Source organism: Pseudoalteromonas sp. Z1A2, assembly GCF_011378755.1.
Lineage (GTDB): Bacteria > Pseudomonadota > Gammaproteobacteria > Enterobacterales > Alteromonadaceae > Pseudoalteromonas > Pseudoalteromonas distincta.
The window spans coordinates 1-25039 of sequence record NZ_WTKX01000040.1; the positions used below are offsets into that span (position 1 = coordinate 1).

General features: G+C 39.0%; 27 protein-coding genes. 7 read left to right on the plus strand and 20 right to left on the minus strand.

From position 1 onward, the window contains the following. Positions 1–440 precede the first annotated feature (440 nt). Positions 441–920 (plus strand): RNA-binding protein, encoded by a 480-nt coding sequence (locus tag GQR47_RS18935; protein ID WP_024596401.1) that lies wholly within the window; start codon positions 441–443, stop codon positions 918–920. Here the strand turns inward: GQR47_RS18935 and murI are convergent. Both murI and GQR47_RS18945 read right to left on the minus strand, forming a co-directional pair. Then, a complete protein-coding gene (murI, locus tag GQR47_RS18940) occupies positions 883–1683 on the minus strand; it encodes a glutamate racemase (protein WP_024596400.1) in 801 nt (266 codons plus the stop codon). The two genes, GQR47_RS18935 and murI, sit on opposite strands and share 38 nt — an antisense overlap. A gap of 65 nt (positions 1684–1748) precedes the next feature. Beyond that, the gene (locus tag GQR47_RS18945) at positions 1749–2888 is read right to left on the minus strand and encodes a DUF5610 domain-containing protein (protein ID WP_024596399.1); all 1140 of its coding nucleotides are present in this window, start codon (positions 2886–2888) and stop codon (positions 1749–1751) included. Between the two features lie 162 nt (positions 2889–3050). Here GQR47_RS18945 and trmA point away from each other — a divergent pair, with 162 nt between their 5' ends. Then, positions 3051–4148 carry a tRNA (uridine(54)-C5)-methyltransferase TrmA gene (gene trmA / locus GQR47_RS18950; RefSeq protein ID WP_024596398.1) on the plus strand — a complete coding sequence of 366 codons (1098 nt, stop codon included), beginning with the start codon at positions 3051–3053 and terminating at the stop codon, positions 4146–4148. Between the two features lie 10 nt (positions 4149–4158). On the opposite strand, the gene GQR47_RS18955 is transcribed toward trmA, so the two are convergent. The 5 genes from GQR47_RS18955 to ccoG form a co-directional block, all read right to left on the minus strand. Continuing rightward, positions 4159–4611 carry a DUF523 domain-containing protein gene (locus GQR47_RS18955; RefSeq protein ID WP_024596397.1) on the minus strand — a complete coding sequence of 151 codons (453 nt, stop codon included), beginning with the start codon at positions 4609–4611 and terminating at the stop codon, positions 4159–4161. Positions 4612–4671: 60 nt separating this feature from the next. After that, a complete protein-coding gene (locus GQR47_RS18960) occupies positions 4672–5310 on the minus strand; it encodes a thiol:disulfide interchange protein DsbA/DsbL (protein WP_002962055.1) in 639 nt (212 codons plus the stop codon). A 16-nt stretch (positions 5311–5326) separates the two neighbouring features. Continuing rightward, positions 5327–5950: a thiol:disulfide interchange protein DsbA/DsbL gene (locus GQR47_RS18965; protein WP_002962054.1), complete on the minus strand. Its 624-nt coding sequence runs from the start codon at positions 5948–5950 to the stop codon at positions 5327–5329. A 34-nt stretch (positions 5951–5984) separates the two neighbouring features. Then, entirely contained in the window at positions 5985–6959 is a 975-nt protein-coding gene (locus GQR47_RS18970) for a serine/threonine protein kinase (RefSeq protein ID WP_024596396.1), read from the minus strand. An 85-nt stretch (positions 6960–7044) separates the two neighbouring features. Further along, complete coding sequence (gene ccoG / locus GQR47_RS18975) at positions 7045–8475, minus strand: cytochrome c oxidase accessory protein CcoG (RefSeq protein ID WP_002962052.1); 1431 nt, start codon at positions 8473–8475, stop codon at positions 7045–7047. A gap of 288 nt (positions 8476–8763) precedes the next feature. On the opposite strand from ccoG, the gene GQR47_RS18980 reads away from it, so the two are divergent. Next, on the plus strand, positions 8764–9123 hold the full coding sequence (locus tag GQR47_RS18980; protein ID WP_002962051.1) for a hypothetical protein: 360 nt from the start codon (positions 8764–8766) through the stop codon (positions 9121–9123). Further along, positions 9123–9329 (plus strand): hypothetical protein, encoded by a 207-nt coding sequence (locus GQR47_RS18985; RefSeq protein WP_002962050.1) that lies wholly within the window; start codon positions 9123–9125, stop codon positions 9327–9329. The genes GQR47_RS18980 and GQR47_RS18985 overlap by 1 nt, the downstream gene beginning before the upstream one ends. Positions 9330–9356: 27 nt before the next feature. Here GQR47_RS18985 and GQR47_RS18990 read toward each other — a convergent pair whose 3' ends face one another. From GQR47_RS18990 to gspC, 13 genes are all read right to left on the minus strand, one after another. Then, positions 9357–9944 (minus strand): UPF0149 family protein, encoded by a 588-nt coding sequence (locus GQR47_RS18990; protein WP_024596395.1) that lies wholly within the window; start codon positions 9942–9944, stop codon positions 9357–9359. Between the two features lie 22 nt (positions 9945–9966). Continuing rightward, positions 9967–10725, minus strand: coding sequence for a type II secretion system protein N (locus tag GQR47_RS18995; protein ID WP_024596394.1), 759 nt, complete (start codon positions 10723–10725; stop codon positions 9967–9969). Positions 10726–10728: 3 nt separating this feature from the next. Next, positions 10729–11202 carry a type II secretion system protein M gene (locus GQR47_RS19000; RefSeq protein WP_024596393.1) on the minus strand — a complete coding sequence of 158 codons (474 nt, stop codon included), beginning with the start codon at positions 11200–11202 and terminating at the stop codon, positions 10729–10731. Next, positions 11199–12407: a type II secretion system protein GspL gene (gene gspL, locus GQR47_RS19005; RefSeq protein ID WP_154904188.1), complete on the minus strand. Its 1209-nt coding sequence runs from the start codon at positions 12405–12407 to the stop codon at positions 11199–11201. Before gspL ends, GQR47_RS19000 begins: the two co-directional genes overlap by 4 nt. Further along, positions 12404–13393, minus strand: coding sequence for a type II secretion system minor pseudopilin GspK (gene gspK, locus GQR47_RS19010; protein ID WP_165724347.1), 990 nt, complete (start codon positions 13391–13393; stop codon positions 12404–12406). Before gspK ends, gspL begins: the two co-directional genes overlap by 4 nt. Then, positions 13386–14024: a type II secretion system minor pseudopilin GspJ gene (gene gspJ / locus GQR47_RS19015; protein ID WP_010555413.1), complete on the minus strand. Its 639-nt coding sequence runs from the start codon at positions 14022–14024 to the stop codon at positions 13386–13388. The genes gspK and gspJ overlap by 8 nt, the downstream gene beginning before the upstream one ends. Beyond that, on the minus strand, positions 14025–14399 hold the full coding sequence (gspI, locus tag GQR47_RS19020; protein ID WP_002962039.1) for a type II secretion system minor pseudopilin GspI: 375 nt from the start codon (positions 14397–14399) through the stop codon (positions 14025–14027). Then, on the minus strand, positions 14399–14986 hold the full coding sequence (locus tag GQR47_RS19025) for a prepilin-type N-terminal cleavage/methylation domain-containing protein (RefSeq protein ID WP_165724348.1): 588 nt from the start codon (positions 14984–14986) through the stop codon (positions 14399–14401). Before GQR47_RS19025 ends, gspI begins: the two co-directional genes overlap by 1 nt. 49 nt (positions 14987–15035) lie before the next feature. Continuing rightward, a complete protein-coding gene (gene gspG, locus GQR47_RS19030) occupies positions 15036–15458 on the minus strand; it encodes a type II secretion system major pseudopilin GspG (RefSeq protein WP_002962036.1) in 423 nt (140 codons plus the stop codon). An 82-nt stretch (positions 15459–15540) separates the two neighbouring features. Beyond that, positions 15541–16776: a type II secretion system inner membrane protein GspF gene (gene gspF, locus GQR47_RS19035; RefSeq protein ID WP_002962033.1), complete on the minus strand. Its 1236-nt coding sequence runs from the start codon at positions 16774–16776 to the stop codon at positions 15541–15543. Positions 16777–16778: 2 nt separating this feature from the next. Continuing rightward, a complete protein-coding gene (gene gspE, locus GQR47_RS19040) occupies positions 16779–18344 on the minus strand; it encodes a type II secretion system ATPase GspE (RefSeq protein WP_002962032.1) in 1566 nt (521 codons plus the stop codon). Next, positions 18337–20400, minus strand: a complete 2064-nt coding sequence (gene gspD, locus GQR47_RS19045; protein WP_002962030.1) for a type II secretion system secretin GspD — start codon at positions 20398–20400, stop codon at positions 18337–18339. The genes gspE and gspD overlap by 8 nt, the downstream gene beginning before the upstream one ends. Before the next feature lie 23 nt (positions 20401–20423). After that, positions 20424–21365 (minus strand): type II secretion system protein GspC, encoded by a 942-nt coding sequence (gene gspC, locus GQR47_RS19050; protein WP_165724350.1) that lies wholly within the window; start codon positions 21363–21365, stop codon positions 20424–20426. A 209-nt stretch (positions 21366–21574) separates the two neighbouring features. Between gspC and hslR the strand changes: the two genes are divergently transcribed. The 3 genes from hslR (at position 21575) to GQR47_RS19065 (ending at position 24665) form a co-directional block, all read left to right on the plus strand. Continuing rightward, positions 21575–21997: a ribosome-associated heat shock protein Hsp15 gene (gene hslR / locus GQR47_RS19055; RefSeq protein ID WP_165724351.1), complete on the plus strand. Its 423-nt coding sequence runs from the start codon at positions 21575–21577 to the stop codon at positions 21995–21997. A gap of 12 nt (positions 21998–22009) precedes the next feature. After that, positions 22010–22855 carry an Hsp33 family molecular chaperone HslO gene (hslO, locus tag GQR47_RS19060; protein WP_165724353.1) on the plus strand — a complete coding sequence of 282 codons (846 nt, stop codon included), beginning with the start codon at positions 22010–22012 and terminating at the stop codon, positions 22853–22855. Positions 22856–23126: 271 nt separating this feature from the next. Continuing rightward, on the plus strand, positions 23127–24665 hold the full coding sequence (locus GQR47_RS19065; RefSeq protein ID WP_039488561.1) for a phosphoenolpyruvate carboxykinase: 1539 nt from the start codon (positions 23127–23129) through the stop codon (positions 24663–24665). Positions 24666–25039: the final 374 nt, after the last annotated feature.

A 25039-nucleotide genomic window follows, 5' to 3' on the forward strand; every position in this document is an offset into this window, starting at 1 on the left:
CCCACACAGATGATTGCTTTATATTGTTAAAGAACGTTTTGAGTCGCTTTAGCGTCTCAAGGGATGCGAATAATACACCCTTTATTTTTTGAGTCAACACTTTGTTTTAAATTTTCTTTTGGAAGATTTAAAACCGAAGTTTTATTTAACTCTCTGAGTAGTTCGTGCCTCGCTATGCGTTGGCCTTTCCCGTCTCAGTGGGGTCGCATTATAGGGAGATCCGAAAACAGATCAACCCTTTTTTTAGATCTTTTTACTGTTCGAACAAAAATAGAACAAAACCACGTAAAACCACATGAAAACCCGTCTAAGATGATGCTTTTTTATGCTCTTATTTATTATTTAATACAAATATCATTGCTATGTTTGATTTAGGCGTTAAGATAGCAAGTTCACAATGTTAAATTAATGTTTATTTCCTGTTTATTGGTAGATCTAAAATGAAATTACCCGATCAAAAATCTTTTATCTTCTCTGTTATTCTTGCTGTAGTTGGTTTTGTTGTTGTTGAGTTTGCTTTAGGCGGCTTAGCTTTAAACCCTGCATTACTATTTGGTGCTGGTTTATTAATAGGTGCGATTGCTATTGCTGCAATATCATCTGATGTGACTGAAGAAGCTGAAGTTAAAACAAAAACGCTTTATGTTGGTAACCTTCCTTATCGTGCAAACGAAGGTGTGGTTCGTGCATTATTTGAAGAACAAGGCAAAGTATTCAATGTTCGTTTATTAAAGGATAAGAATACTGGCAAACGTCGTGGCTTTGGTTTTGTTGAAATGGCGCAAGCTGATGCAGACAATGCAATTGCTAACTTGAACGATAGCGAGTTCCAACAACGTACTTTAAAGGTACGTGAAGCAAAACAAAAACAAGAAGATGATTCTAATGCTCTACGTACTGAGACGGATCAGTCAGTGTAACTAGCTTTACCGCTAGCTTATTGCTAAACACATCAGCCGTTGCATAATATTGCAGCGGCTTTTTTATGTCTGTTTGTTTATCCACACATAAGTTAAGTTGGTTAAGTAGGAAGTTGACTCTATTTGCTATCGCTACACCTGAATCAAGTAATTTTACATTCCCTTCAAAATACTGACTAATCGGCTCTGCTAATATCGGAAAGTGCGTACACCCTAGTACAAGTACATCTATTGTTTTATCTATATGTAGTTCATCAAGTACTTGATACAACTTATTTGTATCTAAAGAGCCTGTAAAAAAGCATTCCTCAGCTAACGTTACTAATTCAACACTGCTATACAGATTAACGATCACATTACGTGCATGTTCAGCAATTAATGTTTTTGTGTATGAACTGGCGACCGTTGCCGGTGTGGCTAACAAGCCAATATGATTTGAGCGTGTTAATTCTGCCGCAGGCTTTATTGCTGGCACAACACCTACAATAGGAATATCCGTAATTTGGCGAACAGCGCTGAGTGCAGATGTAGAAGCTGTATTACACGCTATTACAATTAAATCGACGTTAAGCGTGTTGGCTTTGATGAAATGAATAAGTGAACATAACCGGTTAATTATAGTTTGTTGGGATTGAGCACCATAAGGTAGTAATGCATTATCCATAAAATAGCTGTACTGAGCATTGGGGATACTTTGCTTGATATGTTCAAGTACAGTAGTTCCACCAATACCTGAATCAAAGACCATTATATGCGCTGACAAACTACCGTTCCTACTTTACTTTAAGAACGGCAGTTTGCCATGAGGTTTTTATAAAAGAAAGTAGTTTAACTTTGCGTGGCTTCTAAATCAGTAAGCCTGTTGGCTGCTGAATTTAACTGATTAAGGTTTTCGAACATAGACTTTGTATAATCTACTAACTTATCTATTTGTTCCTGATCTTGATTTAACCATTGGAGAATGCCAGCTAGCTGATTTTGTAATCCAAGCTCACCCGCTTTTTCAAAAGCATTTTTAAGGTCGTCATTAAAAGGGGCTAAACCCTCTGCTACTTGTTTTTCTGGTGCTGGTTTATATTCTTCATAGCTTTTAACTGTTGCTATTGTTTTTGTTTGGCGTAAATCCATAGAAAAAGCCACCAGCTGATCGCTGTCTAAACTCAGCTCTTGCGCTTGTTCAAATGCTTCATCTAAATCACCACCAAAAAAGGTTTTACTTAAATCTTGTAAGTCTTCCATCATCGCATTAATAGCTTCTTGCTCTTGCTCGTTTAAGTCACCATTTACCGACATCGAAAATGATACCTGTCGAGATTGCGATGATGAGCTTGCAAACGACTCACTATTACTATTTTGCTGATAGCCACTTGCCGATTGAGATTCAAATGCATCAGCAAAGCTAATACTTACCTCATCGCCTTCTGCGGTAGTAAATTTATACTCTGCATTACTCGTCATACTGACGTATTGGGCCTGGCTTATATTTACGCTGGCAGGTTGTGGGTTAAATAACGACTCTTCAAACTTATCCAGCCCATTGTAAATTCCCTCTTTGGACTTATTAATGCCCTCTTCCATGTCATCATTAAATACGCCTGTACCTTTGAGTTCATCAACAGCGTCGTCTATCCCTATTTGGACGCCTTTGCGCGCATCGCCTAACATATCTTTGAGCTTTTCGTCATCAGCGCCGTTAGCTTTTGCTTTATTAACAGCACTACTTACAAAATCGAGTACGTTTTTTACTATTTCATCAAAATCAAATAGTGGTTTATCTGCTTTTTTTTCTGCGATAGGCAATCCAAGCTGCTCAGCCATTTTATCGCCAAGCACGTTTGCGGCCAACTCTCGGCCTCGTTGTTGATAGCTATCTTGAGGAGACGTAATTGTAGGTTGCTGTATATCAGCTTTATTATTGAATTTATTGATGTTGTTGTTTGGCGTAAAGCCATAATTACCTATTTTCATGATTCGTCTCCTAAGCGTGCGTAGTTTATTATCGGCTACAACAACAAAAACTAAAGTACAATGTTCAATAAAACAGCATAAATGCTAGCCAAAACTAGACAAATACGCAGCGCTCCCTACAATAGCGCCGATAAACAGATCTTAGATAAGGTAGTAGCGTTAATGGCAGTTATTAAAATAGATACCACACAGTACCAAGCGCAGTTAAGTGAAAAAGAGCAGCGTATTAGTGCGCAGTTTCAACGTTTTGGTGTGGAGCAATTAGAAGTATTTAGCTCAGAGCCAACTAACTACCGCCAACGTGCTGAATTTAGAGTATGGCACGACGGTGATGATCTGTTTCACATTATGTTTGATCAACGAACAAAAGAAAAAATCCGTGTTGATACATTTGATCCAGCAGCGCCTCTAGTAGGTGAAATAATGCAGGTGATGATTGAAAATCTTAAGCCTTGTGAAATATTACGCCGTAAGTTATTTCAAATCGATTACCTATCAACGCTAAGCGGTGAAATTTTAGTAAGCTTGCTTTATCACAAACCACTGGATGATGAATGGTTAAGTGAAATTAAAGCACTGAAAGAAAAGCTTAGCAGTAAATACAAAATTGACTTTATAGGCCGTGCTCGTAAACAAAAAGAAGTACTAGGTGATGACTTTGTAACTGAACGTTTAACAGTTAATGGGCAAGAGCTTATTTATCAACAAGTAGAAAATAGCTTTACTCAGCCTAATGCAAAAGTAAATATTAATATGCTGGAGTGGGCACAAGATTTATGTAAACCACTTAAAAATGATTTACTAGAACTGTATTGTGGTAACGGTAACTTTTCAATTGCATTAGCAGGTTCTTTTAATAAAGTATTAGCTACGGAAATATCAAAATCATCTGTTCATTCTGCTCAATACAACATTGCTAAAAACAACGTAGAAAACTTAGATATTATTCGTATGTCGAGTGAAGAGTTTACTCAAGCAATGAATGGCGAGCGTACTTTTTCGCGTTTAGAAGGGATTGATTTAAAAAGCTATGACTGCCAAACCATATTAGTTGATCCACCACGCGCGGGCATGGATGAATTAACGTGTGACTTAGTAGCTAACTACGAAAGCATAATTTATATATCGTGCAACCCTGAAACTCTTGAGCGTGACCTTGATCACTTAACACGTACGCATAACGTTAAGCGCTTTGCTATATTTGATCAGTTCCCATATACACATCACATTGAGTCGGGTGTTTTCTTACAGCGCAAATAACCAGCCAAAATTAAAGTGCCAGTACTTTTATAAGTGCTGGTATTTGCTCTTCACTAAATACTTGAATACCATTTTTTATTAATAATGCTGTAGTTAAACCTAGCTCTTCGATTTTTACTCCGTGATGCTTTCCATCATATATTGTATTTCGTCCGCAAGAAGGGCTCGATTCTTTAAGTAGAGCAAAACGAACTTGATTCTTTTTACAGAGTTCTAGCGCTATATTAGCTCCAGTTTGAAACTGTTCTGTTACATCTTCTCCTAAATTAGTAACTACACTCCCCTGTATTATTTCAGCAGGAGCTCTAGGAGTAGGAAGCCCACCAGCGACCTCAGGACAAAACACAATTAACCTATTTTGTTTTTGCCACAAATTAAGCGGTGGATGCAAAATTGCGTGTCCTCTGCCATCGTAGCGAACAGGCTGCCCTAGCAAACAACTCGATACTAATATTTTTTCCATCGCTATATCCTTATAAAACAAAAAAAGCTCCTTAAGGAGCTTTTTTTGTTTTAGCTAAAGTTACTTGTTAGCTAAGTAATTTATTAATTTGCTAATGTCTTCAGGTTTAGTAATACCCGACTCACGACCTAGGTTTAATTTGTACTTACCATTTACAATAAAGGTAGGTACGCCACGAAGTGCGCCTTTTTCTTTAAAGTAGTCTTGATCGCGTTTCATTTTAGAGCTCAGCGTACGTACCGAGAAGCTTTTAAACAGCTTATCAAACTTATCACCATCAACGCCCTGCGCTACAAATATATCTTTTACATCTGCAAGCTCATTAAATTTAGCGCGCTTTGTATGGATATGATTAAAGATTGCAGAAATAATCTGATCTTTTTGTGGAAGCACTTCAGCTGTCGCCAGAGCTTGGCTCATCATCTGTTGGTTTTCTGGGTCACGTACACCTACAAAATCAACATGGCTCTTTTTAAATTTAACGTTTTTATCAAGCTTAGGCTTAAACTCACCAATTAGTGCTTCCATGTTATTACATGCAGGGCAGTAAAATGAGAAGAACTCTTTAACCTCTGGCTTTTTAGTTGCACGCTCAGAAACTACGTCGTAATGCACGCCTTCTTCATACGTTGCTGCAAAGCTTGTTGCTGCCATAGGAAGTAATATTGCAAGCAAACCTGCTTTAACTAATTTAATCATTATTATACTCCGAAATTTATAGTGCTAATAAAAACGCTACTAACTCATCAAGTTCTTTTTGATTTTTGATGGTGTTGAGGTTTATTTTATATTTATCGTTAACAATAAAAGTAGGTACACCTGTAAGTGCGCCTAATTTTGAATATTTATTCTGTTTGTTTTGCATTGCTTGCTCAGCTGAAATAACAGGCATGCTTGCAATCTCTTGATCAAACGTTGCGCTATCAATACCATTTACTTCAAGTAATTTTTTAACGTCTTTCATTTCAGTTAATGGTGCACGTTGAACATGGATACTTTTAAAAATTTGATCGCTAATGCTTTGCGCCTGACCATGCTGCTTAGCAATTAAGTAGGCAAAGCTTAAATTACTTTGTGCTTGTGGCGACACGCCACCTAAAAAGTTAACGTGGTTTTTAATAAACTCAGCGCCTTCTGGCAAGCCTTTTTCAATTGCTTTTGCTACTGGTTCAAACTTAAAGCAATGTGGACAGTAAAATGAGAAAAACTCGGTTACTTGCGGTGACTTGCTTTTGTCTACATCTATAACAGTGTATTGATTATCAACTTCAAACTGTGCAGCAAGTGCTGCAAATGGTAAACATAAAAGTAATAAACTCAGTTTTAATTTTTTAAGCATTTGTATCTCGTTGTACTTGTCTTTAAATAAAATATTACGGCAATAACTTTAACGGTGCTTCTTGCAATGCTGCAAGCTGCTCTTTCAGTGCTAAAATTTGTTGCTCCCAGTATTTGTCATCAGCAAACCATGTAAAGTTCCGCACAAAAGCAGGATCACTCCATCGTTTAGCTACCCATCCCATATAATGGATAATACGCATTGCTCGCAGCGGTTCAATTAATTTGAGTTGAGAGTGATCAAAATCACAAAACTCTTCATACGCATTTACAAGGGTGTCTAACTGTAACAGTTGCGTCGCTCTATCGCCACTGAGCATCATCCATAAATCTTGGATTGCAGGACCTTGGCGGCTGTCATCTAAATCAACAAACATTAGCGCATCACCTGCCCATAAAATATTACCAACGTGGCAGTCACCATGTAAGCGAATACTTTGCACATCTTTATACTGTTTTTGCGCCTGCTCTATCACTAAATCTAAAATAGTATAAAAGGCAGTATTTATTCCCATGGGCACTAAGTTACTTTTTTGAAGATGAACTTTGGCTGTATGCAAATACTCCTCGCAGGTAACTGTTGGCCTATAAGTAAAAGGTTTTGTTTTAGCTACTTGGTGCATTCGGCCAATTAATCGCCCCATTACATCAAGCTGATCTAAATTATCAACCTCAAATAAACGCCCGCCTACACTTGGAAACAACACAAACAAATACCCTTCGTGTTCAAACAAGCTTTGCCCATTATATAAAATAGGGGCAACAACGGGTACTTCTGCATCCGCTAGTTCAAATGCAAAGTCATGCTCTTCTTGAATTTGCTCTTTACTCCAGCGCTCTGGGCGATAAAACTTCACTACGTAACGCAGGCCATCATCCGCTTTAAATTGGTACACTCTGTTTTCATAGCTATTGAGCGCTAATAAACCAGATTCGGCGTATACACCTACGCTTTCTATTGCATCGAGTATTAGATCAGGTGTTAAGTCAATAAAACTAAATTTACTCATACTCTTCTTATATAAAATAAAAGCGGGTTATATACCCGCTTTTGTTAATTGCTATATCAACTTACCTAATTAAGGTAAGTTGCGATTATCGCGCTTTAAAAAAGTTACTCGACTGCGATATTGTCTCATCCGGCTCATCTACCGGTGAAAGCACAAAGTTAAACTCAGTCATCGGCGCCTTCAAATCATAAGGGTCCATTACAAGTGACAATGGTACGTTATGAGATTCCCCTGCCTGCACAGTAAATGACTGCTTACCAATATACTTAAAGTTATCTAACCCTTGTACTTTAATATTAAAGGTTTGCTCGTACTGCGCTTTATTAATTACCTTTAATGTATAGGTGTTCTCTACTAAACCATCAAAATCGACACGATATAATTGGTTTCGGTCACGAATAATATCAAAGTCCATTGTTTTACGCAGTGCTATATTAGCGACAAGCGCTCCCGTAAGCACAACAAGTATGACCGTGTAACCAATAATTTTAGCTCGCAGTGGATTTGTTTTATTTTCTGGGGTTTCGAGATTTCGCTCTGTCGTATATGAAATAAGCCCACGCGGGTATTCCATTTTATCCATTACGCCATCACACGCATCAATACATGCACCACAGTTGATACACTCAGCTTGTAGCCCATTTCTAATATCAATACCTGTTGGGCACACTTGAACGCACAAGTTACAGTCTATACAGTCGCCTAGTTCTAAATCTTTATGATCTACTTTACGTGAACGAGGACCACGGCTTTCACCTCGGCTTTCGTCGTACGTTACGGTGTATGTGTCTTTATCAAACATAGCTGATTGAAAACGAGAGTAAGGACAGATGTGTAAACACATAATTTCTCGCATCCAACCGGCATTACCATAAGTACACGCTGCAAAGAAAATAATACTGACTAGTGCATAACCGCCTACATCAAACGTTACAAAGTCAGGGAGTAACTCCCTTATTGGCGTAAAATAACCCACAAAAGAAATTGCGGTATACAACGAAAACAATACCCAACTAGTATGCTTTGCCGTCTTACGCCAAAACTTATCAAAATTCATGGGTCGTTGATCGAGTTTTTTACGTTGATTAGCCGTGCCTTCAAGCTTTTCTTCGAACCAAATAAAAATAAAAGTCCAAACAGTTTGCGGACATGTATAGCCACACCACACCCGTCCATAGAAGGTGGTCACTAAAAACAACGCAAATGCTGCCAACATAAAGATAAACGCTAATATAGTAAAATCTTGAGGCCATAGCGTTAAACCAAAAATATTGTATTTTTGACCAATTAGATCAAACAGCACAGCTTGCTGGCCATTAAAATTAATCCAAGGTAGTAACATAAACGCAAGCAGGCCTAAAAAGCCAATGCGCTGTCTAAGTAATTGATGTAGGCCTTTTACAGCACGCACATAAATACGATTTCGGGGATTGAACCTATCATCTTGACGGCTTAAATCCGGTTTTTGGATTTTCACCTCTACAGGGATATTCTTTACTTTAATTTGCTTGTCCATCGAAGTTCCTCAACGCCGCTTGGAAATAAAAATCCAGCAATACTCAAGTACTCTATACTTAAAGTTAGCAAGTTACTTGCTAGGCATATTTACTTTAATAAATTGCCTTCTCGAATACTTTCAGATATTTCAGAAATATCTGACTGCTGTTAACCATTATAACAATGTTGGTTAAAATTACTGGCATAGATTGCTAATAATTTATTCATCCCAGTTACTTGCTTTTAAAATGCAGTTTATTACACTGCATGGTAATTCAACCCTACTTAGATCAAGGTTTACGTATCCATGAAAAAATTTATTATTTTGGTAGTTGTGATCCTTGCCTTTTTTACAATCGATCACCCACTTATAAAAGAACCTCGCGAAAGGTTACTAGGTGAAGGCATTGGCTTTTTAAGTGATGCAAGCAAGGTCAACAGAAGCCCCGCTGCAAATATGGCGAAAAATAGGATCAGCAGTCAACTTAAACTATCTGAATCTGAAGGTGAGTATGTAGAAAAAACGTTTACAACAGATGACTCTGTTCAGTTATTTCACCTACGCTATTGTCGTGAGCGTGACTTAAACCTTTATTTTTATGACGACCGTTTAAATACGGTATGTAAAATAGTGACTGAAGCATTAGAGCAAAAGCGAGCAAAGTAGTGGATTTTTCAGGATTAAATAAAAAAGCAAGCGACTCATTTCATAAGCAGCGCAATATGCTCAAGCAATTAGCGCAAGGCAAAACATTAAAGTGTGAGAAGTGTAATGGGGTTTTAACACTTGATTTAGCCACCAGCGAGCCTGGTAAAGGCATAGTAAAGTGCAAACAAGGCTGTACGGATATTATATTAGAGCTAGGCACTTAGATTAAACTAAGCGCCTAGTATTAATAATTACTCTTCCCAACTCTCGTCGGTTATCAAGCCGCTATTAATTGCGACCACTTCAATTAGTTCAGCAAACCCTAATGCAAAGTCACCCATAGATTCATACTGATACTGACACAAAGCTTCTATTGTCATGTTATTTTGTTTGGCAATCTGAGCTATTGCTAGTTGGTCGAGTGCAAAAAAGCTTAGTGTGCTTAACGCACTTTCTAGTGCTTGTTTAAAATCAACGTCTAATTGCGGTGCATTTAACAAAGGTTCTGCATAAGCTTTCGTTGCAACTAAGAAGCCTTTACTCCACGACTTACAAAATTCAGCATCAAATGTGTCTGGTAATTTATATCCAGTTTCGAACACCTGCTCACTAATTTTGTGATAAAGCGCCATAAACAAAAAAAGCATTTCTTCATCTAAATCATTAGCTGTGTTTGGCAATATCTGCTCAAGCCACTCATGTACATCTAATGGGTTAGGCGAACAAATTACACCAAATAAATAGCCTTGGCTTTGTACAAGGGTCATTGCTTGAGATTGGGTATTTAAAAATGAGCTGAGCTGCTTTGCGTGCAACTCAGTAAATTGGGGTATTTGCATTAAAACTCTTTATATTAAAACATTAAAAGTTGAGCGGGTAGCGACCTTGGTTATCTGGTCGGCCTAAAAACTTAACCGCATCATGTACATCTTTAGGTAAGCTGGCATCTGGTTTTACATAACCTGCCACTCTAAAGTCGAAATTAGCTTTGAGTGTAGCATCTGCCTCAAGGCCAAGCGTATTATCTGGGTCAATTAATATAGCAACATCACCCGACTTACAGCTTAACTTACCAGCTAGAGGTCCAATATTAAACCATCCATTTAAACCTTGAACATCAATATTAGGGCTCGCTATTTCACCTTTTAGTGAATCACAATAAGGTGCGCCTGAGCTGTATTCATCAAGTTCTAAAATCACACGCCCTTTAGCGGTAACAGGCAGAGGAAGTTGCACACGTTGCATTGCACGCTCTACAGTGGAGCGTACTAGGGCATCAGTCACTATTACTTTTTTATTAAAAAACCCATAACTTACATCTGCGTAACCCGAAATATCACTGCGTTCTCGTGGGTTACCAAATTTTATGTTCGCATTTAGTTTGCCCGTAAATAATTTCCAGCCTGCAATATCCCAGCGCACATTATTTAACTGTTCACCATCAAAACGAACTTGCATCATTTGACCTTGCCAAACAGTGCCTACAGTTTGGCCTACTTCTAATTGCTTTGGAAAATACGGCTTTGCTATATCTAGTGCAATATGTGCTGGTAATTTAATAATATAAAACACAATAAAACTAATTAAAAAGACAGCCGATAACGTTATTATTTTTTTCATTAATTAATTCTCTAATACTAAACGGCTTACGCGCACATAGCCTGATTTATCATCGCGACTTAAATCTAAATTTTCAATTTTTAAACCATGCTGGTTTACTAGCTCATCTAGCCATTCTATTAACTGATTAAACTCTACTGAGTCGAGCGTTAAACGAAGAGAATCACTACTGGGCTGCATTTTACTAATATTGATCTTATAGCGTCCACGAGTAGAGTTTACCACTTGGCTTAAGTTTGTATTGCTAGCAACACTGGTGTTGCCTGCAGCCTTTAGCTTAACAATACTGTCATCAACCCAAGCTAATAGCTCTTGTTGTTTAATTTGAGATTGCTGTGCTTTTTCTATCGCGTTATTTAATGGCCTAAATATTCCCATTACTAAAACAAAAATAATAAACACGCCACCAGCGACCATTACCAATTGTTGTTCTTGCTCTTTAAGCGAACGCCACTGTTTCATTAACTGCTTTTTCATACTGCACCTCGCAGTTTAATTTCGCCTACGACATAATCACCGTCATTATTTAAAGACCCTTGCTCAACAGTTAAACCTTGCTTTTCAAGTATGATTTTTACTTTACCAAAAGTTTGGAAGTCTTTAGCCCGTGCACGAATTCGCAGCTCATTGCGACGTTTGTCATAACGAAGTGTTTCAGGTGTAAATTCGCTGACTTGCGAAAACACATCAACCAAATTAGTCGTTAAGTCTAAAAAGCCGGATTCACTTGAGCCTTGTATTTTATCTAACGCGCCTTTAATTTGGCTTTTAATTAGATTAGGGCGAACTTTAGTTCCCGGAAATGCTTTTTGATATCTGTCGACTACTTGAGCTTTAGCTACTTCCACTTGTGTATTAAGTTGGTGTAACTCAATAGCTTTTATTGTAATTGTAGAAACCAATGCAACACTTGCTATAATTGCGGCGCCTTTCCAGTAACCCCACCACAAAGCGCTTTGTTTTTTAAGCTGATACATACCTTGGCGTAAGTTAAAATTAACGCTATCTAACTGTTTTGCAAATAATGCTAGAGGTAAATCGTAATCGCTTGTTTGGGCTTGTAAGTTAACGCTTTCAGGAAACTGATTAGCAGGGCTAAAATGTTTAATGTCGGGGTTACCCATGGCTGATAAATAGCCATTCAACCAACTAGATTCAACCGCACTAATATGCCATTGCCCTTGCTTAAACAACCATTGGTTGTTGAGCTCAATAGCAGTTACGGCACCATCATCTGCAAGCGGTAACAACAAAGCATCGGGTAATATTCTGTATACTGATAGATTATGCTCAGCAAATAATGCGAGCCATTGTTCAAACCATTCACGGTCTGTCATTGCTACACGAATTGCATGTTGCTCACCAAGCATTGTCGGCTGCGCTACAGCTATAAACAGTTCATCTACGTCACATGCTATATCTTCTTCAAGCATGTATGGCAATGCTTGCTCAAGCTTGCGATTCCATTTTGTTGGCAAAGCGACCGTTTTTAATTGCACTTGGTCACTGGGTAATAACACGACAACTTCTCGGGTAAGTGCTTTTTCGCTTAGCTCACTTAAATGCTCTGCATTTGGTAACTCGCCACTGGCTATTATTTCTTGTTCTTGTGGTGAGTAAATTAACCAGTTAAGTAATTCTTGTTCGGTTTGACCCGTGCGGATCAACAGTATTTCTGTCACTGTACGCCTCCAAATTTTCGCGCCAGTATCGTTACGTCGCCGTCTTTAGCGTGCAGTAATGTGGTCATCGAAAAACGCAGATCGACAAAGTTTGCCTGCGTTTGTAATTTAAAATATTCGCTTTTAATACTAAATAGACTTTTTATTGAGTCAGTATTAGTACCGCCTTGCTGCTTCACCTGTTCAAAAAATTCATCGATGGTGTCAAATCCAGTTTGCGGTCTTGCGCCTAACACCGCTTCTGCGCCAGATAAGCTCAAGCTTTCTATCAAGGCACTGAGTATGAGCGCTTGCTCTGGCATTAATGTATTTACGTTAATTGATAAAAGCGTACTGCCTGGTATTACACATACATATGGCAATACTTTTTCCATCACTAATGGGTTAAAGCCCTTAACTAAACGCAGCTCCGATATTGAGGCAAATAAACTATTGGCTGTCATATACGGAAAATCTCGTGATAAGTACTCGTCTTCTTCTGCACCTGAGCGATACGTAATACTGTTCTCATCAAGCCAATCAAATACACTATCTGCCATCGTCTCCTCTGATTCGTCAGCAGGTAAATCTTCAATGTTTTCAAGTAATGCAAAGAGCGCTTTGTGTGCAGGGTTTGTTTTACTTGCGCTATTTTCTTCTGGCGCTATGGCTAAAGCATTTAAATTTAAACATGCTTGTAAATCTGTAATTTTGCCACTTAACGTGCCGTTATCAACAGGGTATGAAGCATCTCCTTGAGTTGCCCACACTTGATCGAGTGTTGTTTTATCGGCATCATCTTTTTTACTTTGTATTAGCCCTTTAATAGCAAGCTCTTCTGCACCGTAGGCGTACCATTTAGCTTGTTGGTGACCTTGCAAGTTTGTACTTTTTTGCACTTGAACCATTAAATTAGCACTCATTTCTACTGCTAAAATAGCCGCTAATGCCACAATAAACAAAACAATAACAAGTGCTGCGCCGCGCGATGATTGCTGCTTAACCATTATTCACATCCGTACTTTGTGTAGCAACAACTTTGCCTTGCCCAGGAACTAAAAATACACGACGAATTGGCTCTGCTTCTATTTGTTGCAACGTAACAGCAACCGCTTTAGGGAGGGCTTTAATTTCCCACTGTTCTTGCCATTCGTTTTTATCATCTAAAAACTCAAACTTAAGTTCTTCAACATTTTCTAGCACACGTTGAACTCGCGGCTCCATATTATCAAGCTGATCAACATAAACCCGATAAACACGCTCAAGGTTATCGTCAATCACTCTATAACCAACGGCTTGTAGTTCTGAACGTGGCAATAAGTTAATTGGATTTATCCAGCCATCTCGTACAAACGCGATACCATCGTATTGGCTTTCTAAAACGTAACGACCAGCAAGTAAATATTGTTCTTGAACATCACCCGACTCATTGCGAACTGCGCGTTTGGTCATTTGGCTAAAATCTTGATCCATTAATCTAAATGTTGTTTGCAATCCATTTAGCTCAGCAATCTTTTCATCGGAGGCATCTTTTGCTCTTGTTGTCGTCTCGAGTATTTGATGAGTAGCAATAATAACAAAAGCTAAAATACCCAGTGCAACCATAACTTCAAGTAATGTAAACCCGCGCTGCTTCACTTACTTTTTGCCTTTATTTAAATACGTTGATAACTCATATGCTGAATGCTCATATTTTTCATCCGTAAAAACATTTATGGTTAGTTTTACAAAGCTTTTGTCAGCAGTGGCTGTAACTTCTTGTTGCCAAAACCATTCAACACCACCCATTACTTCGCTGCCTTTAAGGTTATTTTTACCTTGCCATTGTTCGCCTTTAGTACGCTGTTCAATAATAACGTTTTCGGCGACCCAAGATGCATAGGTTTGCTCTTCAATAGTCGTTAAGTGGTGTATATGCTCGCTTGTTGCTTGCATTGCAGCTATACCCGCCATGGCACAAATACTTAATGCCACTAACACCTCTAATAAGGTAAACCCTTTAGTGCGCTTCATTATTCTGGCTCTCGGCGAAAGTTTACTGGTGCAGTAAATTCACCTTCAATGTAATACACAGGCTCGCTTTGCTCTTTTAACTCTAATATAAGTTGAAACGCGCTTACCTCACCTGATGACAAAATAAGTACTTGTGGTATTTTTAACTTTTTAAGCTCAAGTAAACTGTCTTCATCGCCGCCACTCATAAGCTCGCGCCAGTTAGATTGCTCTAAGAGGTTATCTTGCGCCCACGCTAAATCTTCTAAGTTAAGAGTGAGCTTTAATCTTTCATCTAATTCTATTGGTTTAAAAAGATCTTCACGGTCAAAAGTAATCCACTTTTCACCATCGAAAACTAAATACTCCAATGTATTTTCTTCTACTAATAAGCCCAATTCAACTTGGTTTAAAATAGCAAATTCCGATGCCATATTAATGGTGGTATGCAGCCTTAGTGCTTGAGTATCTAACTCCTCCTCAGCACCACCTTCTAAGCTATATACCACCATTTTTGTGGCAAAAGCGATGATCACTAATACCACTAAAATTTCTATTAAACTAAAGCCTCTGTTTTTTGCATGGCGCTGCTTAAGGCTTGTTTTCATAGCAAGCCTCTAGCATTAACATGTTCATACAGAACGCTGTACTTAAGCATTATTGTTTTTCTTCGTCCCAGTTACCGATATCGTCATCAGTACCTGCTTCACCGTCTGGGCCCATAGAAAAAATATCAAACTTGCCAATTTCACCTGGGCTAATTAACTGATAAGTATTACCCCAAGGATCTTCTGGTAATTCATTAATAAAGCCACCATCAGGGAAACGTTTTGGAACCGGTTCAATGCTTGTTTGGGTAACTAGCGCTTCCAGACCTTGCTCTGTGCTTGGGTAGCTCTTATTTTTAAGCTTGTATAAGCTCATTGCATCTTCTAATTGCTGGATATCTAGATGTGCTTTATCAATAGCAGCCTCTTCTTGCTGACCCATAATGTTAGGTGCAACAATTGACATAATCATCCCGATGATAACCAGTACCACCATCACTTCTAGTAAAGAAAAACCTGATTGTTTATTCACGTAATTACCTCATTATTCTAAAAACATTTAAGTAAAAATGGTTTAGGTAAAACCATTAATATATTTAAAAATTTATTCTAACTTAAAGTCCAACAGCTTTATTCATCGCCATTATTGGCTGCAATATTGCCATTACTATAAATAATACAATAACCGCCATTGAGGCGATCATCGCAGGCTCTAGTAGTTTAAGCGATACATTAACCATGCTCTCAAATTCGCGATCTTGGTTATTTGCAGCACGCTCTAACATTTGCTCTAGTTCACCTGATTTTTCACCACTTGCTATCATATGCAGCATCATTGGTGGAAACAACTTAGTTTGCTGAAGTGCTGCTCTTAAGCTTGCACCCTCACTTACTCTGTCGGATGCATCTGCAACCGCTTTTTTAATTTTTTCGTTAATTAATACGCCGCCCGAGATACGCATTCCTTCAAGTAATGGTACTGAGCTTGACGATAAAATACTTAAAGTACGCGCAAAACGTGCGGTATTAATACCACGAGCCACTTTACCTATACCTGGCATATGTAGCACTCGGTCATCCCACCAAAAACGTATTTTAGGCTGCTTAAGTGCATGCTTAATACCAATGGCTATAGCTGTAATAGCTATTAAACTAATAAACCAATAATTTTGCACAAAATGGCTGCCTGCCATAACCCATTCGGTTGTCCAAGGAAGTACTTGTTTCGTTTTTTCAAACGTTTTTAATATTTTTGGTACTACGGTGCCCAGTAATACCGACACAATACCAATTGCAAATACCACTAATATAATAGGGTAAACCATAGCCTGAGTTATTTGGCTACGCATATGTTGGCGCTGCTCGGTATAGTCGGCTAAACGATTAAGTACTTGGTCAAGGTGCCCCGACTTTTCGCCTGCGGCTACCATTGCACGATATAAATCGTCAAAAACATGAGGAAACTCACTAAGACCATCGGCAAGGGTGTAACCTTCAACTACTTTTGAGCGTACCGACATAAGCATCCGCTTTAAACGCGGCTTTTCGCATTGCTCAGCAACCGCCATAACAGCGCCTTCAACAGGAAGTGCCGATTGAATAAGTGTTGCTAATTGCCTTGTAATTAATGCTAGATCTGAGGTTGAAATTGTCGGCTTAAAAAAGCCACCGAGTAAAGGGGCTTTTTCGCCTTTGACCTGTTTATCACTTTGCGCCGCAGGAACAACTTCAAGCGGCGTTAGTTTTTGATCACGTAAAGTTTGGCGGATTTGTTTAGCCGTATCGGCTTCTAAAATGCCTTTTTTTTCTTTACCTCGGCCATCTAAGGCACGATATTCAAACGCCGCCATAGTTAACCTTCCTCACGGGTAACACGCAATACTTCTTCAAGCGTTGTTTTGCCTGCCAGTACACGGCTACACCCATCTTGGCGAATACTTGGGCTGCGCTTACGAATGTATTTTTCTACGCTTTGCTCGCCTTTACCGTTGTGAATCATTTCGCGTATGGTTTCATCAACTACAAGTAACTCATGAATACCTGTACGACCACGGTAACCATTGAAGTTACACTCTTCACACCCCACCGCTCGATAGATTGTCGGTTGGCTTTCAAAAGGAACCCCTAACAGCTGGCATTCATGCTCATCAGCCGTGTGACCTTCTTTACAAGTATTACATAACGTACGTACTAAGCGTTGCGACAACACACCGAGTAACGACGATGAAAGTAAGAAGGGTTCAACACCCATATCTTCCATACGTGTAATTGCACCCGATGCGGTATTTGTATGCAAAGTAGACATAACAAGGTGACCGGTAAGTGACGCTTGAACACCAATTTGCGCAGTTTCAAGATCGCGTATTTCACCCACCATTACTACATCAGGATCTTGACGTAATATTGCACGTAAACCACGTGCAAATGTCATATCAACTTTTGCATTAACTTGTGTTTGCCCAATGCCTGGAATTTCGTACTCTATTGGATCTTCAACGGTGAGAATATTACGATCGCGTGAGTTAATTTGGCTCATACCAGCGTATAGAGTGGTACTTTTACCAGAGCCCGTTGGCCCTGTTACCAAAATAATGCCGTGGGGTTTACTAATTAAATCTGAAAACAAAGCGCGATTTTCTGCGGTCATACCTAAATCTTCAAGGTTTAATCGCGCGTTGTTTTTGTCAAGTAAACGCAGTACTACGCGCTCACCAAAGCTCGATGGCATTGTAGATACACGCACATCAACTGCACGCCCTGCAATACGTAAGCTAATACGACCATCTTGTGGAATACGTTTTTCAGCTATATCAAGCTTAGCCATTACTTTAATACGAGATACAAGTAACGATGCAAGTTTACGATTAGGCTTAAGTACTTCTTTAAGCACGCCATCGACCCTAAAGCGAATAACAAGCTCTTGCTCGAAGGTTTCGATATGAATATCAGAAGCCCCTTCTTTAATCGCTTCACTTAGCATGGCATTAATAAGCTTGATGATTGGCGCATCATCGTCACCAGCAAGTAAATCTTCAGTTTGCGGGAGCTCATCAGCAAGTGAGAATAAATCAACCTCGTTGCCAATATCTTCCATCATTTGTTGCGTTTCAGAGCTATCACGTTGGTATGACGCTTCAAGCAATAGCTCAAATTTATCATCATCCAATTGCTCAAGTGTAAAACCATGGCCTGCGATACGGCGTACTTCTAATAGTACTTCAACATCTAGCTCACCACGGTAGTAAACTATACGATGATCTTTGTTTTTACCAAGCAACACACCTGCGCGTCTTGCATAGGAAAATGGCAAACGCTTTGCTGGTAACTCAACTAACACATCACTCGTTAATAGCTCATCCTGATTATGCGTTTGAGGATGAACCACATCTTGGTTTATCTCTTGAATCGCATTAGTCATCTTTACGCTCTTGTGCATTTTGTTTACGTAGAGACTCTTCATACGTAGGTGGAAGTACTAGTTCGTCATTCCACTCAGGTAAAATAGGCGTATCCGTCATTGGCATTAACTCAATACCGTCTTCTTTTTGTTTAAACTGCTCACCACGAATAAAGTTATATTTATTAAAGCTTAACTTATTCATGCTTACACCATCACGAATAATGGTTGGGCGAATAAATACAATAAGATTACGCTTACGACGCGTTGTATTTGTTGATCTAAACAGGTGACCTAAAATAGGGATATCGCCTAATAACGGTACCTTAGAAACACTTTCTTGTACGTCTTCGTCAATTAAACCGCCAAGTACAACCATACCGCCATCATCGGCCATAACCGTTGTTTTAATTGCACGTTTATTAACTGAAATATCAACAGCAGTTGCACCACTTACACTCGATACTTCTTGCTCAATAGTAAGTTGTACTGCAGAGCCATCGTTAATCTGTGGCGTAACTATCAGTTTAATACCGACTTCTTGACGCTCAACTGTTTGAAATGGGTTAGCATTATTACTGCCCGTTTGTGAGCCTGTAATAATAGGCACTTCTTGACCGACTAAAATAGAAGCTTCTTCGTTATCCATTGTAGTAATAGAAGGGGTAGCCAATATATTTGAATTTGTATCAGTGGCAACAGCCTGAATAATTGCGCCCCAATCATTTTTAACAACGCCCAGCGCTAAACCATTTATGCCACTAAGTAAGGAGGCTAATGGACCATAATCACCTTCTGTTGTTTCCGTATATGGCGTTACAGTACCAGATTCTGTTCCTATTATATTTTTAGTAACAGTTACATCTTGTGCTTGCTCTGCAGCAACAGCTAACGAGCCCACGGGAACCGTAGTGCCGTTGTTAAACTGCAGCATACCGCCTTGCTCAGAAATCCATTGCAGCCCTAAGTTAACCCCGTCGCCTTCCATTACTTCAATAATAATGGCTTCAACTAATACTTGGGCACGGCGAATATCAAGGCGTTCAATTACAGATTCAAGTGATCGCATTGTGTCTGGCTGTGCGGTAATAATTAATGAGTTTGAGTCAGGGTGAGACTCTATACTGCTTTCATTATTGCTTCTGCTACGAGTTTTAGTAGTACCGCCTTGTGCATCTTCAACAAGGGACTTACTAACACCCTGCAATACTTTGACCAAATCTTCAGCTTTAGCATAATTTAAGTAAAACACCTTGGTGTTACCTTGGCTTTCTAGCTCACCATCTAAGCGCTTAATGAGCTCAATAGCACGTGTACGTGCTTGGCCTTCACCACTTACAATAACGCTATTAGTTCGGCCATCAGCCACAACTTTTGGAATTAAGAATTCAGGTACACTGCCTTTACCGCTGTCTTTATAAATATTATCTACCACAGAGACAACATCATCTGCCGTCGCATATTTAAGCTTAACGATGTCTACACGCTTGTCACCCGCCTGATCAACAGAGCGAATGATCTCAACTAAGCGATTAACCGATGCTGCATGACCCGTTAGCATCATAACGTTAGCCGCATTAAAGTTGGCAACGTGGCCACCATCTTTTTGATCGCTAAATTGACGAACCAAAGGGCCAAGCTCTTGTACACTTACATTTTTAACACGTACAACACGTGTAATCATCATGTCGCCGCTAGCTTCACTACCTTCGTCAATAAGTGGTACATTTGATTTTTTGGCGTCTGAACTTTTTTCTATCTTAATTATGCCATTGTCCATTTCAACAGCTGAGTAGCCATAAACTTCCAATACATTTAAGAAGAACTGATAATAAAGTGCTTCGTCCATTAACTCATAGCTGCGAACATTTACTTTGCCGCGCACGTTAGGGTCAATAATCACTGTTTTATTAAGGTTTTTACCAACAATATTAATAAACTCGTTGATATCAGTTCCTTTAAAGTTAGCAGCATATTCAACAGCAGAAACAGACAAAGAAATACTTGCCGCCAAAAAAAGTGCTGCGTACTTAGCTAACCCTTTTTTAATTTTTTTGAGGTGTAGCACCTGAACCATTATATTAAAACTCCAAAGCTAAATTATTGCAGACTAAATTGCACATCGATTTGTTCACCATCACGTTCTATAGTGATATTGGCATCTGTACTATTACGCAGCTCGTTGATAGCTGACATAGCCTGTTTTAAATCTGTTAATTGATAGCCATTTATAGAAATAGCCAAATCGTTATTTTTTAATCCCATTTGTTTAAATAGTTCAGGCTCTTTACCTGGACTTAAACGATATCCGATTAGTTCGCCATCATTCATGGCTTGTGAAACACGTATATAGTCAAATAATTTGCCTGGCTCTTCGAGCAGTTCTTCACGTGTTTCTATAATTGCTTCTTTAACGTCTGGATCTGCAGTAGCATCTATTTGTAGTTCACTTAGCTCTAATTTTTGCGGACCCATTTCAGCATCATCACGGGCAGCGAGTACTGGCATAGATACCGTTTTATTAAAATCGAGCCCATCAAGCATCAAAGTCTCAAAACGCCCATTAACATTCAAAATAACACGATCTGGTAATATTTGTGCTACTTCAGCGCGCGTGCCTAATACAACTTCTTCAACAAGATAGCTTACTTGCTTACCTTGTGATTCAATAATTGCGATACCTGCTTTATCATCGTTATTAACCGCTACAATACCGGTTAAATTTATACTTAGGCGTGTTTCTGGCGCATTGTTTATAACCTGCGATTGCTTTGCAGTATTATTGTTGTTTGTTACAGTTTTTTTACCAAATAAGAATTGCTCAACAATATGCTGCGCAGAGTTATTACTCGCACCAGATGACTGATTAGCATGATGGCTAGGGGTAAGCAGAGTTATCGGTGGTTTTGGCCACAAAAGCCAAACAAGTTTTGATAATAAAAATGCAAGATAAACAACAACTAAGAGTGTCACTAATGCACTTAACTTAGCATGCGGTAAACGAGTTAAAAATTGTTTTAGTTGTTGGATTTGCTGTTCCATAAATAGTGTTCTTATTTTAATTTACTGCGTTAGCGCGTACCCATAGTACCCTTTCATTTTTCTTTCAACAAGCACACTAATATTAAACTTTGTAAACAGATTCAATTAACTTTACATAACCGTATAAAAAGTAAACGGCTGTTGTAATACCTTCATCCTACGATGATTTCATGATAAATTTTAAGCTATAAAACGTGGGGAAATGCCTTATGAGTAAAAAAAGTAACGCTAATACCAACTCAGACCATGCGGATGGGTTAAAAGTTCGATTAGATAAATGGTTATGGGCTGCGCGATTTTATAAAACTCGTGCTATTGCACGTGAAATGGTACAAGGCGGCAAAGTGCATTATAATGGACAACGTACAAAAGCGAGTAAAATAGTAGAAGTTGGCGCAAACATAAAACTTGCACAAGGAGTAGATGAAAAGCTGATAACCATACTCTTAGTGCTTGAAAAACGTCAAAGCGCCCCCATTGCACAGACCATGTATCAAGAATCTGATGCAAGTATTGCTAAACGCGAAGAAAACAGCATCGCACGCAAAAATAACAGTTTTTTTGCTCCTCATCCGGATAAAAAACCAGATAAAAAGCAAAGACGCGAACTTTTAAAAATGAAATCAAGTTAGGTATAGCCACTCATGCAACAAGATTTACTTCACCGTTATTTATTCAACGAACTAGATGTTCGTGGCGAACTCGTACAAATCGAGAATGCTTATAATGAAATGATTGCCGACCACAATTACCCTGACCCTGTTAAAGCATTACTAGGTGAGCTACTTGTTGCAACCTGTTTACTAACCGCAACTTTAAAGTTTGAAGGTGAAATTGCAGTACAGCTTCAAGGTGATGGCCCTGTCAAATATGCTGTTATAAATGGTGATGACAAACAAAACATGCGTGGTATTGCACGCCTGCAAAGCGAAATTACGGGTACAACTGTAAAAGAGCTTATTGGCCAAGGCTATATGGTGATCACTATTACACCAAGTAAGGGTGAACGTTACCAAGGTATAGTGCCCTTAGAGCACGATACTCTGAGTGAATGTATAGAAAGTTACTTTGAGCAATCAGAGCAATTAAAGACACGTCTTTGGTTTGCAACCGACACAACTGAAGGTAGCGCAAAAGCATGTGGTCTATTTTTACAAGTACTCCCAGTTGATAAACAAAAATCAATTGAAGACTTTGCGCACTTAGAAGCATTAAGTAACACCATTAAAGATGAAGAGTTGTTACACTTAGATGCGAACACTGTTCTTACACGTCTTTATCACGAAGATAATCCTCGCGTATTTGAACCTCAAGCGATTAAATTCAAATGTGGTTGTAGTCGTGATAAAACAATTACTGCACTTGTTAATATTGGACAAGAAGAACTACTCAAAGATGTAGCTGAGAAAGGGACTGTTAACATTAACTGTCATTACTGTTTAAAAGAGTATGTTTTTAACGAACAAGACATAAAAAGCATTTTCAACTAAATGTTCAGCTTCATTTATATATAGTAATTAAAGCCGCAAAATATGCGGTTTTATATTATAAAAAGATGATACCGGTGTCATGAACTTTGTTAATTTACTGACACCGGTATCATTGAAATTATTCATGTTTTTTAGCAAATATATGTGTTTTTAGAGGCTTTACGGGCTCGAATATCTCAAAACCTTCTGTTACTATAATTTCAGCTTAAGGGTACTGATAACCCCAGAGCTATCCCGTTCAAACTCTCACACATTATAGTTAGGTATAAACATGACTACAGGCGCTACACGTTTTGTCGATTTAACCGCAGCTGAACTTGTCGAGCATGCGATCCGCCGTGGCGAAGGTACTTTAGCCGCAAATGGTGCTTTTGTTGCAATTACAGGAAAACGAACTGGCCGTTCACCAAAAGATCGTTTTATTGTTCAAGAAGCAACAACTCAAGATGACATTCAATGGGGCAACGTTAACCGCCCATTTGATGCAGAAAAATTTGACGCATTATGGGCTCGCGTAGAAGCACATGTTCAAAGTAATGACCACTTCACCTCTCACCTAGAAGTTGGCGCTGACCCTGAGCATTATCTACCTGTAGTCGTAACTACAGAAACAGCGTGGCACCATATTTTTGCCAAAAACATGTTTATCGAACCACAAAACTATAACGCCTCAAACTTACCACAATGGCAAGTAATGAACGTTCCTTCGTTTGTATGCGAGCCGGAACGTGATGGCACAAATAGCGATGGCACCGTTATTATTAACTTTGCACAGCGTAAAGTATTACTAGCAGGTATGCGCTACGCCGGTGAAATGAAAAAATCGATGTTTTCTGTACAAAACTTCCTACTACCAGCAAAAGGTGTATTACCAATGCACTGTTCTGCTAACGTTGGTGAAGCAGGTGATACAGCATTATTCTTCGGTTTATCTGGTACGGGCAAAACAACTCTTTCAGCAGATCCTACTCGCTTTTTAATTGGTGATGACGAACACGGTTGGGCACCTGGAAGCGTGTTTAATATTGAAGGCGGTTGCTATGCTAAATGTATCGACCTGTCACAAAAGAACGAACCTGTAATTTGGAATGCAATTCGCTTTGGTACTATTTTAGAGAATGTAGTGCTAGATGAAAAAGGCGTTCCAGATTTTAACGACACTAGCCTTACTCAAAATAGCCGTGCAGCATATCCACTTGAACATGTTGAAAAACGTAAAGTAGAAAACCGCGCAGGCGAACCAAAAGCTGTTGTATTTTTAACTTGTGATGTAAGCGGTGTATTACCACCGGTATCTGTTCTTAGCGAAGAAGCTGCTGCTTTTCACTTTTTAAGTGGATACACAGCTAAAGTTGGCTCAACTGAGATTGGCTCTACTAGCGATATTGAATCAACGTTTTCAACCTGCTTTGGTGCGCCATTCTTCCCACGTCCTGCAGGTGTTTACGCTGAGCTTCTTATGAAGCGCGTACGCGAGTTTGGCGCTAAAGTATACCTTGTCAATACAGGTTGGACTGGCGGTCCTTACGGCACAGGTAAGCGCTTTGATATTCCGACTACTCGCGCAGTAGTTGATGCAATCGTATCTGGTAAATTAGCCGGTGTTGAAACTCAGCACATTGATGTTTTAAACCTAGATGTACCGGTAGCAGTTCCAGGTGTAGATACTAACTTACTTAATCCTATAAATACGTGGGAAGATAAAGCTAAGTACAATGAATATGCAGCAAAACTTGCCGCTGACTTCACTGAAAACTTTGCTAAGTATGACGTATCAGACGATATAAAAAATGCAGGGCCTAAAGCTTAAATAAGCTTCAAGCTTGTATTTTAACGCCAGCCAAGGGCTGGCGTTTTACTTTCTAAATACCTAATTTAATAAGTGCGACAAAATGCCGCACAACTCATATCAAAAACCATATAATATACCGCGTAAATAATCATTCCTTAATGCCCAATAAACCTGCATTACTCATTACGGCTATTTAATTAATGACACTAAAGCTTTCATGGCGAAAAACATTCAGGCGATTACATTTATACTTAGGCCTATCAGTAGGTGTTTTACTTACTATTATCACTCTTTCTGGCTCTATTGCGTAATACCATGATGCCGATCGCTCAATACCATTCAAGCCGATCACTTTTTTGTCTGTCAGTAGACCTCAGTAAAATCTAACTTGA